Origin of the sequence: Burkholderia sp. MSMB1078WGS (assembly GCF_001528895.1) — a bacterium.
In the GTDB taxonomy this organism is placed as follows: Bacteria; Pseudomonadota; Gammaproteobacteria; order Burkholderiales; family Burkholderiaceae; genus Burkholderia.
The window spans coordinates 1-16,219 of sequence record NZ_LPDI01000009.1; the positions used below are offsets into that span (position 1 = coordinate 1).

Below are 16,219 nucleotides of genomic sequence, written 5' to 3' on the forward strand. Positions count from 1 at the left end.
ACCGGTCGAAGTCGAGGTCGACAGCGACGTAATCGAGCTGTTAGCCGTCGACAGGCCTGTCGAGGTCGAGGTCGACAACGACGTGATCGAGCTGTTGGCCGTCGACAGACCCGTCGAGGTCGAGGTCGACAGGGACGTGATCGAGCTGTTGGCCGTCGACAGACCCGTCGAAGTCGAAGTCGACAGCGACGTGATCGAGCTGTTGGCCGTGGACAGGCCGGTCGAGGTCGAAGTCGACAGGGACGTGATGGAGCTATTGGCCGTGGACAGGCCAGTCGAGGTCGAAGTCGACAGCGAGGTGATCGAGCTGTTGGCCGTCGACAAGCCAGTCGAAGTCGACGTGGACAGCGACGAAATGGCGCTGGTCGCAGTACCGACTTGTTGAGCGACCGAATACAGCTGGCTGCCGTTGATCGCATCGGTACTGGTCGGAGTCACCTGGCCTGCGGCAACGTTGGTGACTTGTCGTTCCTTGCCGCTATCACCCACGCTGACGACGCCGACCGGATTGGCGCCAGCGAATCCGCTGAACGTCACGCCGTTGACGGTGGCGCTGCTCGTGGCGGTTGCCGCGGTGGTCTTCGAGTTGGCGCCGAGCGCGACGGAGTTGTCCGTGCTGGCGACAGCGCCGGAGCCAATGGCGACAGCGTCGGCACCCGTTGCGGTGCTGTCGGGGCCGGTAGAGTTCGCGTGGAAGTACTTGATGCCCTGACTGTTGATGTTGTCGATCGCCGAGCCCACGCTGTTGGCGGTCGACGTCGTGCCATTCGCGTTGTACGTGGTGTACGACGGGGCCGAGACCTTGCCCGTCGTCGGGTCGTACGTCGAACCGCCGCCAAGTGCCGAGGCGGTGCTATTACCGAGGTTGTCCGTCTTCGTCGAGACCGAGCTCAGGCCGGTGGACAGCGAGTTGATGCCCGTCGAGGTCGAAGTCGAAAGCGACGTGATGGAGCTGTTGGCCGTGGACAGGCCCGTCGAGGTCGACGTGGACAGCGACGTGATGGAGCTGTTGGCCGTCGACAGACCCGTCGAGGTCGAGGTCGACAACGACGTGATGGAGCTGTTCGCCGTGGACAGGCCAGTCGAAGTCGAGGTCGAGAGCGACGTGATCGAGCTGTTAGCCGTGGACAGACCCGTCGAGGTCGAGGTCGACAACGACGTGATGGAGCTGTTAGCCGTGGACAGACCCGTCGAGGTCGAGGTCGAGAGCGACGTGATCGAGCTGTTAGCCGTGGACAGGCCCGTCGAAGTCGAGGTCGACAGCGACGTGATCGAGCTGTTGGCCGTGGACAGGCCAGTCGAGGTCGAGGTCGAGAGCGACGTGATCGAGCTGTTGGCCGACGAGAGACCCGTCGATGTGGAAGACGAAAGCGACGTGACGGAGCTGTTAGCCGAGCTCAGGCCGGTAGACAGCGAGTTGATGCCGCTCGAGGTCGACGTGGACAGCGACGCGATCGAGCTGTTGGCCGACGAGAGGCCCGTCGACGTGGAAGACGAAAGCGACGTGACGGAGCTGTTAGCCGAGCTCAGACCGGTAGACAGCGAGTTGATGCCGCTCGAGGTCGACGTGGACAGCGACGAGATCGAGCTGTTGGCCGACGAGAGGCCCGTCGACGTGGAAGACGAAAGCGACGTGATGGAGCTGTTAGCCGAGCTGAGGCCGGTGGACAGCGAATTGATACCCGTCGAAGTCGAAGTCGACAACGACGCGATCGAGCTGTTGGCCGACGAGAGACCCGTCGACGCCGAAGTCGACAGGCTGCCGATCGCGCTCGTGGTCGTGCTCATGCCGGTGCTGAGCTGCGCGACGGTGACGGCGTCCTGCGGAGCCGAGCCGTCGGCGACATTCGTGATGCGGCGCAGCGCGCTCGCGCTGCCGACCGACACTTCCGACAGCGGCGCGGCGCTGCCCGTCAGATAGCCCGTTCCGGTCGGCGCAGCCGTCCCGGTGACGCTTCCCGCGCCGAGCGCGACGCTGGACGCATACTTCGCGTTGCTGCCTGCGCCGAGCGCAAGCGCACCGGTACCAGTCGCCGTTGAGCCCGTGCCGAACGTCGTCGCGTTCGTGCCGCTGGCCGTGGAGCCGACGCCGATGACTTGCGCGCCCGTGCCGGTGGCGAGCGTGCCATTGTTGCCGATGGCGATCGAGTTCATGCCGTTGGCGGCAGTTTGGGCGCCGATCGCCGTCGAGTCTTGGCCCGTGGCCGCCGCACTGGTGCCGAGTGCCAGCGAATCGCCGGACCCCGACGGCGACGTCGCGGTTGCGCCGTTCCCGATTGCGATCGTGGTGCCGGAGAAAGCGGTGCCTGCGTTCGCGCTGTTGCCGATCGCGATGCCGCCACCCGTGCCCGTATTCGAACCGGCGGTTGCCGATTGACCCAGGGCGACCGACGAGACGCCGCTTGCCGTCGCGCCATCGCCTTGCGCGATGCCGTACGCACCGTTGACGGTCGCACCACGGCCAACAGCAATACCCGACGTGGCGCCCGACGCGACGGACGACTGCCCGCCGATCGCGATACCGTCCGACGCGGCGGACTGCGCGCCCTTCGTCGCGTTGCTGCCGATGGCGACTGCGCCCGCGCCCGAAGCGATGGTCGAGTTTGCTTGCGACAGCGGCGTCGTTCCGTTGCCGCCCGCGCCGCCGATCGCGACGGAGTTCAGCGCATTTGCAGTCGAGCCGAAGCCGAGTGCGGTCGCACCGGCGCCGCTGGCGGTCGTTTCGAGGCCGGCCGCGACGCCCCAGAGTCCAGCCGACGACTGCATGCCGGTGGCGACGGCGCCGTTGCCGGTCGCCTGCGCGAACGACCCATATACCGTGACGCCCGTCCAGCCGTTGCCGTTGGAGTTACAGCCAGCCACGACCGAGTACGTTCCGGAGCCGTCGCCGGCCTGGTTTTGCGTGCCGCCCGGGTTGACGCGGCCGACCGCGCCGTTGCTTCCCGTGAAGCAGGTTTGCTGTGTGTTGAGCGTATTGGCTTCGGCCAGCCCGGGCAGGCCGATCGCCAGAGCTGCGACGGCGGCGATCACCACGGCCGACTTGTTCGGCTTGCCCCGTGCCGAATCGTTTTCCGATGCCGCGACCCAGGCGCCAAGGGCTTCGTTCCAGATCGAGCGGTATGTGCGGTTCATGTCCTGCTACCTCCAAATGTGCACGCAACACACCGGTCTCTTTCGTTAGAGGATTACTCCGTGCGCTCGCGCGAATCTCAAAATTGATGGACGGAGTTTATTGGAGGTGGATTTTAAAGATTGACAAACAGTGATAAATGAGGTGTTTTTAAAGTTAAAGAATGGTTAATGCATCGTGTTTTGATGCGTCTGGCGTGAATGAATTTGAAAGATGGTCGAACGTTCGATGTAGGGGGCGTAAGTGGCTGCCACGTCAAAAAATTTACCTTTTAAATCAATGACTTAATGGACTTTTGTGCGGTGGGTTACACACCGGATCGCTCAAAAAGTAAGACAAATGAAATAGCAAACGTTTGCGAGGTGCCGAAGTCTTTCATATTTGTAATGTAAGTCGATGTGCCGAGATATAATGCTGCAGGCATTTAATTAACTTGTTAATGTTTTGGTTTTGACGGGATTTGAGTTTGTATTTTGTGGTTATCTGATAATTGAATTTATCCGACTCGGAGGGAATTGAATTATGCCGATATGCGCATCCCGGCCGGCGCAGTGGCCCGCGCGGCGGGCATTCCGGGCCGCCCGGTCGGTGGAAGTTGTAAAAAAGTGCTACGGAGCGCAGAGACGAAACAATTCGCGTCAATTTATCGGATTTGTCCTATTGACGATTGCATCAAAGTCGGCGTCAAGGCGGAATAGGCGCACATGCCGGAGTCGAGCTGGCGCGCTCGCGGCAGGCGTTTCGCGTGATGGCGCCAGGACGTCAGATATCGCGGGTCAGCGTCGGGTCGGCGGCGCCTGAAATGTCAGATCCGGGCGCGGCAATTTGCCGCCCATGCCGTGTGTGTGCTGGCGTGGCGAAGAAAAATAGGGATGGATTGAATGTGTCGGACACGCCACATTCGGTCCCGGGGCGTGGACCGAATCAGGCGCTTGCCGCATGACCGGCGGCAAGCGCCCGACTTTACTTCTTCATGAACCGCAGCGCGAACCGCGCCATCCGCGGCACGAACATCGGGCGCAGCAGGCGCTCGTCGTAACCGGCCATTCGCCGGTCGTTCTCCGCGAGACACAACTCGATCAGTTCGCGCGGATTCAGCGCATCGCCGATGTCGGCGGTGCTCGTTGCCGGGAAGTTCGCGTCGTGCGCGACGCCATCGGCGTCAATGCCGCGCGCAATGCCGATGCGTTCGCGGATCAGGTGCGCCCATACGGCCGCGACACGTACGAAGAACCACGGCCGGCGCCACCACGGCAGGTTGCGCCAGTGCCACGCGAACCAGTTCACGAAGAACAGGATGTGGCGGCCTTCTTCCTGGATCACCGGTTCGAAGGTTTCGACGAGCTCGGGCGGGAAATAGCCGGAGCGCTGCGCGGAACGGAACAGGCCGAACGCGAAGAAGCTGTCGATGCACTCGCTGAAGCCCGTGACCATCCATGCCCATTCGGCATGCTTCGGCGCCGGGTAGGCCGGCTCCGGCGCGAGCGCGATGCCGTACGCCTCGACGAGCTTCGACAGCACGACCTTGTGGCGGGCTTCCTCGCCGCCGTCCATCTCGAGCGCGCGGCGCAGCAGCGGATCGTCGACCGTCGCGGCGTAGGTCGCCACGCGGATCGACGCGCGGCCTTCGGTTTGCACCGCGATGTCCCAGATCGGCAGCGACGTGAGCCGCCTGAGTTCGGCCGGCTGGAGCGCCGGCCAGTCGATCACGGCCGGCTTGTACGGGTTGTGTGTGTCGAGCAGCATCCGACAGAACATCTGCTTGTGCGCATCGGAACCGATTCGGACCGGGCCTTGCCTCTCGAAGGTCCAGTTGCGCATCGCGTGATCTGCGGCTGCATGCTCTTCGTGCAGCGTGTCGGTCATGGCTATTGTTATGCGATTACGGATCGAAAGATTCTTGCACAGCTTCCGTCATCGCGTATTTTCGAGTGGCCATGGGCACGCCGGCCCCGCGCGCGTCGCGGTCACGCGTTCGTGTCGACCCAGAGGCGGCCCCAGCGTGACGCGTAGGCGAGGGCGTGTTCTTCCTCGAAGAAGAAATCGATTGCGTCGAACGACACGGAGCGCGGCGACGGCCCGCCGCTCGCGCGTTCGATCGTCAGGTTGGCGGCGAACAGCCCGTTCGGCAACCGGGCGGCAGCGGGAGCGACTTCGTAGCCCTTGTAGCGGATCGTACGGTTCATGGGGTGGCGCGCAAAAAAGTTCGGACTTTCAGCGTACGAAAACGGGCCGCCTGCGTGAACCAATCTTTCGGCCAATGCAAATTACGCGGGGGGCTGAATCGTTATCGGGGCGGTGCGCGGGAAGAGGGCTTTCGGCAGGGGCGGCGACACGCCCGGCACATCGCCGCGCGTCGGAAGACGCGCCGCGCGACCCCGTCGAATCCTGTCGACCGAAGGCGCGCGGCGGAATGCGGAGGTTACTGGTTGGCGACTTTCAGCACGGGGGCGAGCGCATCGACCGATGCCGCATGCGAGGCCGCACGATGCGACGCGAACGCGAGCGCGAATTCGGCGGCTTGCGCGCCGACCGTCTCGAGTTGTGCGACGACCTTCGGATCCGAGCAGCTATCGGCGCTTTCGAAGCGGGTTTCGAGCGTGTTGACGGTGGCGCCGAACGGCGTCGGCCAGCCGCGCAGCGCATGGACGATCGAGCGCAGCGACGTCAGTACGGTGCCGGCCGCCTGCCAGCCGTACGCGGTGACGATCAGGCCGACCGCACGGCCGTCGAGATACGGGCGATCGTCCGCGCGCAGCTCCTCGAGCGTGTCGAGCGCGTTCTTCACGAGACCGGACACGCCGCCGTGATAGCCGGGCGTGGCGATGATGATCGCGTCGGCCTGGCGCACGGCGTCGATCAGCTCGCGCTGCGCGTCGGTCAGCGTTTTATGTTCGGGCGCGTAGTGCGGCAGCGTATGCAGGAACGGGCCGTCGAACAGGCGCGTGCGCGCGCCGGCGGCTTGCGCGCCGCGCAGTGCGAACGACAGCGCGCGTTCGGTGGACGACGCGGCTCGGGTGGTCCCGCCGATGCCGACGACGAACGGGCGGCGGTGTTGATCGAATGCAGTCAAGGGGCGCTCCTCGGGAATGGCTTGCCCGGCTAAGCACAGGCTTAAAACCAGATGGTAACGACCCGGTCGCCACTCTGAAAACGACTTTTCGTTCTATCGATATGCCGCGCGGCGACGGCAAGCGTGTGCGCGGCCCCGCAGATCGATAGCAGAAATGCTTGGTTGGGACGGTGCGCCACGGTCGATAAGATGGGCTCGTCTCCTCCATGATGTCTCTACTGACATGGGTTGGCCCCGCCGCGCGGATGCTGGCGGGGCTTTTTTTCGTCCTCGGCCGGAAAACGGGGCGCGATGCGCAGGGGCGCGGCCCGTTACTCGAACACCGGCCGGAAGAAGCTGCGTTCGTAGCTGACGATGCACCGCGTTTGCTCCGCGTAGCGGAACGCGGCCTGGCAGGCGGGATCGTCCTTCGAGCGTTCGCGGTAGCGCTCGTAGTCGGCGAGGCTCGGGAACGAGAACATCGCGAGCGCGATGTTGCTCGCGCCTTCGGACGGCAGGAAGTAGCCGTGATGCGTGCCGCCGAACTGCTCGACGAGCGGAATCCACATCTTGCCGTAGGTTTCGAATTCGACGAGTTTGTACGGATCGACGACGTAGCGAAGGAAGCAGGTGATCATGGGCGCTCGCGGGGGTGACGGAGCGGCGAGTCTGGAGCGCGGGGCGGCACGTGTCAACGGCGAGCGCGCCGGACAGGCCCATCATCACGCGACTTCATCGCACGACGCGTTGCTTGCGCGGGCAACGATCGATGCTTCGATGCGCTTGCCGTGATGTGCACGCGGCATCGGCGCGAACGATATTCGTTCCGTCCGCCAGCCGCGTTACCCCGGGATTTACTCGTCGCGGCTGTGCGTCTCGCCGCCGCCTTTCGCGAGGCGCCATGCGATCGCGCCGAGCACGCCGACCGCGACGATCAGCGCGCCCCACAGCACGTAGCGGCGCCCGGCATCCGCATCGGCGGCTGCCGCCGGCACGACCGCCGACGGCAGCGCCGCGCCGACGCGGGCGGGCCGCACTTCCGGCACCATGCCGACCAGCAGTGCGTCGCGGCTCACGGCCGACGATGCGAGCGACGCGTCGCCGACGCCGAGCGTAAACGGCGGCGTGCCACGCGCGACGAAGGTCAGTGCGGCCGGATGCCAGCCGAGCGCGACGGCCGGCTGGCCGCCGCCGAGCCCGCCGTTGCGCATGTCGACGACGATTCGCCATGCGCGATCCGTGTTCGCGACGAACTCGAGCGGCGGATTGCGTTGCTCGCCGCCCTTGCCCTGCAGCCGGAACAGCACGGCGGCCGCGACGTCGCGCCACGGCGCCCGCGCATCGGCGCGGCTTTGCAGCGTCGCGCGCGCGACGGTGTTCGGCTGCGGCAGGTCGATGCGCACGCGGTCGACCGGATACGCGCCGTCGGTGTCGAACAGATACTCGCCCGGCGCAGCGCCGGCGCGTATCCGCACGGCGTCGCGCCACTGGCGCGGCACGGACGCCGTGTCGGTGCCGCGCGCGTCGCGCGGATGCGTCTCGACGTCGACCGACGCGATCGACGGCGCGCCGTCGGGCCAGTCCAGCCGAAGGTAGCGCGGCGCCGCGCCGTCGAGCGCGATGCGCTCCTGCACCAGCATGTCGTTGCCGCGGCCGACCTTCAGCAACTGCGTGCTGCCGAGCGGCCGCCAGGTGCGCAGGTCGTCGCTGGCTTCGACGGACACACGCCCCTGGTAGCTGTCGTCGCCCACGTGTACGAGCAGCGCGTCGATGCTGCCGTCGGCATGCGACAGGTCGACGAGGTCCGCGCCGTGCCGGGTGCGCGAAGGCGTCGCGATGGCCGCGCGCAGCGCGCCGTCCGGGCCGACCGTCACGCCGGGCGGCGCGTTGCCGTTCTCGGCGCGCGCGGGCGGCAGCGGGAACCAATGCACCGGCGTGCGGGACGGCGGCACGGCGGCCGCAGCCGCGGCGGGTGCGTCGAGCGAGTACGGCACCGGCTCGCCCGCGCCGTTGAAGATGCGCACATCGCCGAGATCGTCGCGCCGGCTCGCCGCATACACGGGCTGAGGCACGGTGAGCTGGTAATACGCGGCGCTGCCGTCGAGGTCGAGCGCGAAGCGCTGCATCGCGCGTCCGGCGTTCGGTGCGCCGTCGGCTGCCGCGAACGACGCGAGCAGGCTCAGCCCGAGCAGGGCGGCGCGTCGTTTCATGGCCGGCCGCCTTGTTGCGCGGCGGCCTTCGGCGGCAGCGGCGAGAAATAGCCGATCAACAGCAGCAGCACGCCGATGCCGATGAACGACACGATGCGCTCGATGCCGGTGACGTGCGACAGGTCGAACAGGAACAGTTTGACGACCGTGAGCGCGAGCAGCGCGGCGCCGACGAACCACAGCGGGCGCAGCCCGCGGCGCGTGGCCCAGATCGTGATGGCGAGCGCGCAGACCGTCCAGTACACGGACACCGACGCCTGCACGAGCGTCGATTCGGCCATCGCGCCGAATGCGTACGGCACGCCGGCCCAGTGATGCAGCGTGCGCAGCATCAGCACGTTGAACCACAGGAACACGGTCGCGATCGCCAGATAGCCGACGACGCGCGGATGCCACGCGATGCCGAGCGCTTTCAGGCGACGCAGCCACGCGGCGAACGCGACGAAGACGAGACCCTGCGCGACGTCGAGCGGATTGAGCAGCGGCAGCCAGAAGAGCGGCGCTGCGTCGCCGTCGCTCACCGTGCTGGCGAGGCTCCACAGCCACAGCAGCGCGGCGAGCGGCGCGGCCCCCCACACCTGATAGGCGCGCGGGAATGCCGCGACGGGCCAGCGCAGGCGCGAGCCCGGGCCCGACACGACCAGGAGCAGCGCGCCGAAGCCGTACGCCCATGCGCTCCAGCTCCATGCGCCTTCCGGGACGAACGCGCGCAGGCGCCAGAACCCTTCGAGCGCCAGCAGCCCGCCCAGGGTCCAGAACGTCAGCGTATGCAGCGGCGCGAGCATGCGTGCTGCAACGGAGGGCGTCACACCGCGCGCGTCGGCGGCGTCGGTCGTGCCGCGCGACTGGCGCCACAGCAGCGCAAGTCCCGCGCCGATGGTCACGGGCCACGCGAACGCGCCCATGCCCGACAGCGGCGCTTCGTGCGCATCGAACACACGCAGCGCGAGCAGCGCCAGCACCGGTGCGAGCGCGAGCGCGGGCCATTCGGCGAGCGGCCACGCGAGCCGGCGGCGCGCGGCGTGCGCGAGCCATGCGGTGCCGGCCGCGAACAGCGCGGTCGTATCGACGACGAAGCGCTCGGCATGCAGGTCGACGTGTCGGCTCGCATGGACGAGGATCTCGTGCAGCCCGCCGCTGACCCACCACAGCAGCCCCCACGCGGCGGCCGCGACGCCGATCTCGGGCATCCATGCATGCCATGCGCGCGCTTCGCCGCGCCCGTGCAGCCACCAGCCGGTGAACAGGCCGGCGAGCGCGATCAGCAGCATCGCGATATACGGGCTGTTGAGCACCGGCAGCGCGGCCGTGTCGGCCGGGCCAAGCAGGCTCGTGAAGAACGCGCCGGCCGCGGCGACCTGCATCAGCAGCCCGAAGCCGAACGGCAGCAGGCGTTTCTGGCGCACGCCGAGCCACACGACGGCTGCGCCTTCGATGGCCCACGCGGCGCTGGTCGTCGGCCCCGAGAACGCGAACGGCACCGCGAGCGTCGCGAAGATGACCGCGAGCGCGAGCATCGATTCGAACAGCAGACCGAGGCGATCGCGGCGCCGCGCGAGCCATGCGGCCACCGCGACGTAGAACGCCGACAGCGCGACCGCGCTCCATGCAAGCCCGAACGGCATGCCTTTCACGAGCGACGCCTGCAGCGCGGTCGCGACGATCGGCGTGCCGAACACGAGCGTGCCGTCCACATAGTGTCGCAGCGCGAGTTCGCGTTTCACCGCATACAGCAGCGCGATGCCGACATACATCAGGAAGAACAGGACGAGGAACGGCTCGGTGCTCGCGAACAGCGCGGGGCGATAGGCCGTCACGCCCCACGCGGAGCCGATCGTGAACGTGAACACGAAGCCGAGCAGGTTCAGCGGGCGCCAGGCCTTGAACCACGCGATCGCGAAGATGCCCGCGTTCAGCAGTGCGTAGTAGCCGAACAGCGCGACGTGGTTGCCCTGGCCGGTCGACAGCAGGATCGGTGCGAGGAAGCCGCCCGCACTGCCCATGAACACGAGCGGCAGCGCGTTCTGCCGCACCGCGAGGAATGCGCTCAGCGCGCAGACCGCGACCATCAACGGGAACGCGGCGCCGACGGGCAGCAACGCATCGAGCCTGGTCGCGGCGAAGATCGTCAGGTACAGGATGCCGATGCCGCCGCCTTGCAGCACGAGGCCGTATGCGGCGCGGCGCGCACGCACGCGCCAGCCGATCGCGAGCAGCGCGGCCGCCGCGAGCGCCGTGCCCGCGAGACGGAATTCGATCGGCAGCATGTCGTTGTCGGCCGCGTACTTGAGCAGGAACGCGACGCCGAAGAACAGTACGACGATCCCGACACGCACGACCGTGTTGCCGCCGAGCAGCCAGTCGCGCGCGGCGCCGAACGCGCGTTCGGCGATGCCGGGTGCGCGCGGCGCGGGCGGTTCGGGCGGAGTGGCAGGTGCGCTGGCGGTGGTGTCGGCTTGAACGGACGCAGCCGCGGCGCGTGCCGCGGTGGCCGATGCGGGCGGTGTAGTGGGCGCCGGCGTCGAAGGGGATGCCGGCGTGCCTACGCGTGCGGCGGCAGGTCGTGGCGCGGGCGGTGTCGGGAAGTGCGTCGGCAGCGGCGCGGAGGCGGCGTCGGCCGAAGCCGTTGGCGCGATGCCACCGGATGTCGCCGTCCCGGCTTTCGCGCCCGACAGTTGAGCGCGCAGCGCGTCGAGTTCGCGCGTGAGCGTGTCGACGGTGGCTTCGAGGCGCGCGACGCGATCGGCGAGCGGTAACGGGGTGGGAGGCGGCGCGGAGCTGGCCCATGCGTCGGGCACGGCGCGCCGGCTCTGCAGCTTGCGTTGCCGCAGCGCGTGCCCGACCCAGAACCCGGCGGCGGCCCCGAGCAGCGCGCCGCTCGCGGCCGGGAAATCCCCGATCAGGGCGGCGATGCCGCCCACGACGAAACCGATTACGGCGAATGCCCAGTTCAACGCCTTGCTCCCTCTCACTATCGTTATCGTCCTTCGATCGGGATCGCACCGGATCGAGGCGGTTTCAGCACGGCCGGCAGGCGAACCGGCATGTGCGCGCCGTGCGGCTGGCGCCCTCGTGCGGAAGGCCCGCGGCAACGTCGCGATCGGCGTGTTTGCGGCGAATGTATCACAGCGTGCCTGCCCGGATTTCCGCGGTTGGCGCGGTATCGCGGCGTGCGCCGTTCGGTGTCGCCATACGGCTTTTTGCACGGTCATGCTTTTTATTGACGAATGCGATGCGCGTTTTCGTCTGAGTAGATGCGCGCCGGAACGGACGTCAACTTGTCGGAAAGCGACGCGTGCCGAATGCGGCCTGGCGCAAAATCCCATGTGCCGTTCGCCGCGCTGCTGCGCACAAGTCCGAAGGGCGATGCCCGTCGCAGCAGGCCGAGCGCGTATTGCGCCGCCGCAAAGGGCGGCGCGGCCCGCCGGACGGGGCTGGCGGCCGTGTCGTATTTGCGCAAGCGTTTGTCGTAATTCGTCGGCAGGCCGGGGTTTTTTCTGGCAACTATGTAGGCACGCTATGACAAGCGCGAGTCCCCGCTACACGAGGAGAAGGTTTCGATGGATGCCCCCAAGGTTGTGGTCGAAGGTCTGTGCAAGGTGTTTGGAAGCAATCCGCAGCAGGCGCTCGACATGCTCGCCGCCGGCGCGACGAAGGACGATGTGCTCAAGCGCACCGGTCAGGTCGTCGGCGTGCACAACGTCTCCTTCGATGTGCAGGAAGGCGAAATTTTCGTGCTGATGGGCCTGTCCGGTTCCGGCAAGTCCACGCTGATCCGCCTCGTGAACCGGCTGGTCGATCCGAGCGCCGGCAAGGTGCTGATCGACGGGCTCGACGTCGCGTCGGCGCGCCGCTCGGCGCTGACCGCGCTGCGTCGCAAGGACATGAGCATGGTGTTCCAGTCGTTCGCGCTGATGCCGCATCGCACCGTGGTGTCGAATGCCGCGTTCGGGCTGGAAGTCGCGGGCATGGGCAAGAAGGAGCGCGAGCGCCGTGCGATGGAAGTGCTCGAGCAGGTCGGCCTCGCACCGTTTTCGCACAAGCTGCCGTCCGAGCTGTCGGGCGGCATGCAGCAGCGCGTCGGCCTTGCCCGCGCGCTGGCCGTGAACCCGTCGCTGATGATCATGGACGAGGCGTTCTCCGCGCTCGATCCGCTCAAGCGCCGCGAAATGCAGGACGTGCTGCTGCAACTGCAGAAGGACCAGCGCCGCACGATCATGTTCGTGTCGCACGATCTGGAGGAGGCGCTGCGCATCGGCAACCGCATCGCGATCATGGAAGGCGGCCGCCTCGTGCAGGTCGGCACGCCGCAGGACATCATCGCGAACCCGGCCGACGATTACGTGCGCGCGTTCTTCGACGGCATCGACACCAGCCGCTACCTCACCGCGGGCGACCTGATGCAGACGGGCGCCGTGCCTACCATGTCGAAGTGCGATGCCGCGAACGTCGCCGCGTCGCTGAACGGCAGCGCCGAATACGCGTTCGTGCTCGATGCGCAACGCAAGATCCGCGGTTTCGTCACGCGCGATGCGATCGGTCAGGACACGCCGTCCGTGCGGCCGATCGAAAGCATCCGGCGCGATGCGTCGCTCGAACACGTCGTCGCGCGCGTGGTCGCGAGCCCGAATGCACTGCCCGTCGTCGACGACGACGGCTGCTACTGCGGCTCGGTCGATCGCGCGCTCATCCTGAAGGCCATCACGCGTTCGCGAGGTTCCCATGTCTGAAATGATTCCGCTCGGTACCTGGGTCGACCAGTCCGTTCACTACCTGCTCGACCACGACGCGAAGACGTTCGACGCGATCGGTCGAGCGATCGAGGGGCTCGCGGCATTCGTCGAGCATGGCCTGCAGGCGATCCCGATGTGGCTGATGATGGCGATCTTCATCGGCGTCGGGCTGTGGCGGGTGGGCTGGCGCTTCGCGCTGTTCACCACCGCGTCGCTGCTGCTGATCTTCGCGACCGGCTTCTGGGATCAGACGGTCATCACGCTCGGCCTCACGCTGTCGTCGACGATCATCAGCCTCGTACTCGGCATCCCACTCGGCATCTGGGCCGCGAAGAGCAAGTGGGTCGCCGCGATCGTGCGCCCGATTCTCGACCTGATGCAGACGATGCCCGCCTTCGTCTACCTGATTCCGGCCGCGATGCTGTTCGGTCTCGGCCGCGTGCCGGGGATCCTGTCGACGGTGATCTTCGCGATGCCGCCCGCGGTGCGTCTCACGAGCCTCGGCATCCGCCACGTGAACCGCGAGATCGTCGAAGCCGGGCAGGCGTTCGGCTGCACGCCGTGGCAACTGCTGTACAAGGTGCAGTTCCCGAACGCGCTGCCGTCGATCATGCAGGGCGTGAACCAGACGATCATGATGGCGCTGTCGATGGTGATCATCGCGTCGATGGTCGGCGCGGGCGGCCTCGGCAACGACGTGCTCGCGAGTATCCAGCGCCTCGACATCGGCCTCGGCTTCGAAAGCGGTCTGTCGGTCGTGCTGCTCGCGATCATTCTCGACCGCATCACCGAGAGCTTCGGCCGCGCGCCGGGCACCGCGAAAGCGCCGCTGTTCTCGGGCCTCAAGCAGCTCTTTCGCGTGAAGGCCGAGCCCGCGCAGGCCTGATCCCCGGCGGCCGGGCACGCTCCGGCCGCTCACCCTCGTCGAATAACGGCTCCCGCGGCTTGCGCCGCGGGGCTGGCTCCCTGCAACCTCCTTGCCAGGAGACCGATGTGACGTCCGCCGTCGCTGTCGCGCCCGTTGCCTGCGTTTCACCGGTTTCGTCCCTCGCCCATTTCGGCTTCCTGACGCTGCCGAACTTCTCGATGATCGCGTTCTCGAGCGCGGTCGAAGTACTTCGGATGGCGAACTATGTCGGACGGGCGGAACACTACAAGTGGTCGATCTACTCGCTCGACGGCGCGCCCGCGCATGCCAGCAACGGCATCGCGGTGCGGCCCACGCAGCCGCTCGATTACGACGACCTGCCCGACGTGATGATCGTGTGCGGCGGCATCCGCATCCGCGACATGGTCGACGAACGCGCGCGCGATACGCTCGCGGCGCTTGCCGCACGCGGGCTGCCGCTCGGCGGCATCTGCACCGGCGCCTACGCGCTGATGGCGAGCGGGCTGCTCGACGGCTATCGTTGCACCGTGCACTGGGAGAACCTGTCCGCGCTGCATTCCGAATTTCCGCAGGTCGGGTTCGCCGACGAGTTGTTCGTCGTCGATCGCGACCGGCTGACCTGCACCGGCGGCACCGCGCCGCTCGATCTGATGCTGAACCTCGTCGGCATGCGGTTCGGCCAGCAACTGGCCGCGCAGGTATCCGAGCAGTTCATCCTGGAGCGCATCCGCAGTTCGACCGATACGCAGCCGATTCCGGTCGATGCGCGGGTCGGTTTCTCGCGCGCGGAGCTGATCGAGGTCGTGCGGTTGATGGAGGCGAACATCGAGGAACCGCTGTCGCTCGAGGAGCTCGCGCGGCTCGTGCGGCTGTCGCAGCGGCATCTGCAGCGCATGTTCAAGGTGTACCTGAACGTATCGCCGACCCACTATTACCTGACGTTGCGCCTGAAACGCGCACGCGACCTGCTGCGTACGACCGACGCATCGATCGCGCGCGTGACGACGGTCTGCGGCTTTCACTCGCCGTGTCATTTCAGCAAGGCATACCGCGCGCAGTTCGGCCATGCGCCGAGCTACGAGCGCCGGCTGCCGGGGCGCTGAACGGGGCGATCAATCGGTCCGCGACGTCGCCGGGATCGCGGCGCGCGGCTTCAATAAACGATCCCGCATTCGAGCAAACGACATCACTTTGAGGAGAAGCAAGATGAAGCGCCTATTGATCGCAGCGGTGTGCGGGATCGGGATAACCGCGCCGATGTCGGCCGTTTATGCGGCCGATCCGCCCGTTTGCAAGAACGTGCGCTTCGCCGATGTCGGCTGGTCCGACATCGCGGCGACCACGGGCCTCGCGTCGACGATGCTGCAGGGGCTCGGTTACAACCCGACGAAGACGATCGCGTCGGTGCCGATCACGTTCGCGGGGATCAAGAGCAAGCAGATCGACGTGTTCCTCGGCTACTGGTCGCCGACGATGGACCCGATCATCCAGCCGTTCACGAAAGCCGGCACGATCAAGGTGCTCGCGACGCCCAATCTGACCGGTGCGAAATACACGCTCGCGGTGCCCGACTACGTGTACCAGGGCGGCCTGAAGTCGTTCGCGGACATCCAGAAGTTCGCGGACAAGCTCAACGGCAAGATCTACGGGATCGAGCCGGGCAACGACGGCAACGCGCTGATCAAGAAGATGATCGACGGCAACCAGTTCGGCCTCGGCAAGTTCAAGCTGGTCGAGTCGAGCGAGGCCGGGATGCTGGTCGAGGTGAACCGCGCGGCTCGCGACAAGCAGTGGATCGTGTTCCTCGGCTGGGAACCGCATCCGATGAACGTGCAGATGAAGATCGACTACCTGAGCGGCGGCGACGACGTGTTCGGCCCGAACTACGGCGAAGCGAAAGTGCTGACGGCCACGCCGCCCGACTACGCGCAGCGCTGCCCGAACGTCGCGAAGTTCGTGTCGAACCTGCAGTTCACGACGTCGATCGAGAACCACGTGATGGTGCCGATCATGAACAAGCAGGATCCGAACAAGGCCGCCGCCGAATGGCTGAAGACGAATCCGCAATCGCTCGACAAATGGCTGGCCGGCGTGACGACGATCGACGGCAAGCCGGGCCTGCCGGCGGTGAAGGCATACCTCGGCGTGCATTGAGCGCGACGCGTCGGGCTTTGCGGCCGCGGCACGGAGCCTGGCGTGAATGTC

At 66.8% G+C, this 16,219-nt stretch carries 10 protein-coding genes and 1 pseudogene; 4 read left to right on the plus strand and 7 right to left on the minus strand.

The window, feature by feature from the left end; genetic code table 11:
• The 7 genes from WT24_RS34090 to WT24_RS02120 all read right to left on the minus strand — a co-directional run.
• Positions 1 to 3,132: ESPR-type extended signal peptide-containing protein (locus WT24_RS34090; RefSeq protein WP_257127410.1), on the minus strand; the 3,132-nt coding region annotated here is incomplete at its 3' end.
• 961 nt (positions 3,133 to 4,093) lie between these two features.
• Positions 4,094 to 4,996 carry a hypothetical protein gene (locus tag WT24_RS02095; RefSeq protein WP_059502140.1) on the minus strand — a complete coding sequence of 301 codons (903 nt, stop codon included), beginning with the start codon at positions 4,994 to 4,996 and terminating at the stop codon, positions 4,094 to 4,096.
• A gap of 101 nt (positions 4,997 to 5,097) precedes the next feature.
• Positions 5,098 to 5,316 carry a hypothetical protein gene (locus WT24_RS02100; protein ID WP_006480563.1) on the minus strand — a complete coding sequence of 73 codons (219 nt, stop codon included), beginning with the start codon at positions 5,314 to 5,316 and terminating at the stop codon, positions 5,098 to 5,100.
• A gap of 236 nt (positions 5,317 to 5,552) precedes the next feature.
• Complete coding sequence (locus WT24_RS02105; protein WP_059502143.1) at positions 5,553 to 6,203, minus strand: NADPH-dependent FMN reductase; 651 nt, start codon at positions 6,201 to 6,203, stop codon at positions 5,553 to 5,555.
• Positions 6,204 to 6,514: 311 nt separating this feature from the next.
• Complete coding sequence (locus tag WT24_RS02110; protein WP_059502145.1) at positions 6,515 to 6,820, minus strand: NIPSNAP family protein; 306 nt, start codon at positions 6,818 to 6,820, stop codon at positions 6,515 to 6,517.
• A 216-nt stretch (positions 6,821 to 7,036) separates the two neighbouring features.
• Entirely contained in the window at positions 7,037 to 8,392 is a 1,356-nt protein-coding gene (locus tag WT24_RS02115) for a DUF3999 domain-containing protein (protein ID WP_060030825.1), read from the minus strand.
• On the minus strand, positions 8,389 to 11,346 hold the full coding sequence (locus WT24_RS02120) for a DUF2339 domain-containing protein (protein ID WP_060030828.1): 2,958 nt from the start codon (positions 11,344 to 11,346) through the stop codon (positions 8,389 to 8,391). The genes WT24_RS02115 and WT24_RS02120 overlap by 4 nt, the downstream gene beginning before the upstream one ends.
• A 376-nt stretch (positions 11,347 to 11,722) precedes the next feature.
• On the opposite strand from WT24_RS02120, the pseudogene WT24_RS02130 reads away from it, so the two are divergent.
• The 4 genes and pseudogenes from WT24_RS02130 to WT24_RS02145 all read left to right on the plus strand — a co-directional run.
• Positions 11,723 to 13,122, plus strand: a pseudogene (locus WT24_RS02130) (glycine betaine/L-proline ABC transporter ATP-binding protein); the annotation flags it as partial.
• Positions 13,115 to 14,011 (plus strand): choline ABC transporter permease subunit, encoded by an 897-nt coding sequence (choW, locus tag WT24_RS02135; protein ID WP_059502151.1) that lies wholly within the window; start codon positions 13,115 to 13,117, stop codon positions 14,009 to 14,011. The pseudogene WT24_RS02130 and the gene choW, both read left to right, overlap by 8 nt.
• Positions 14,012 to 14,118: 107 nt before the next feature.
• Positions 14,119 to 15,117 (plus strand): GlxA family transcriptional regulator, encoded by a 999-nt coding sequence (locus WT24_RS02140; protein WP_059502153.1) that lies wholly within the window; start codon positions 14,119 to 14,121, stop codon positions 15,115 to 15,117.
• A gap of 103 nt (positions 15,118 to 15,220) precedes the next feature.
• Positions 15,221 to 16,168: a choline ABC transporter substrate-binding protein gene (locus WT24_RS02145; protein WP_060030831.1), complete on the plus strand. Its 948-nt coding sequence runs from the start codon at positions 15,221 to 15,223 to the stop codon at positions 16,166 to 16,168.
• The last annotated feature ends 51 nt before the right edge of the window (positions 16,169 to 16,219 follow it).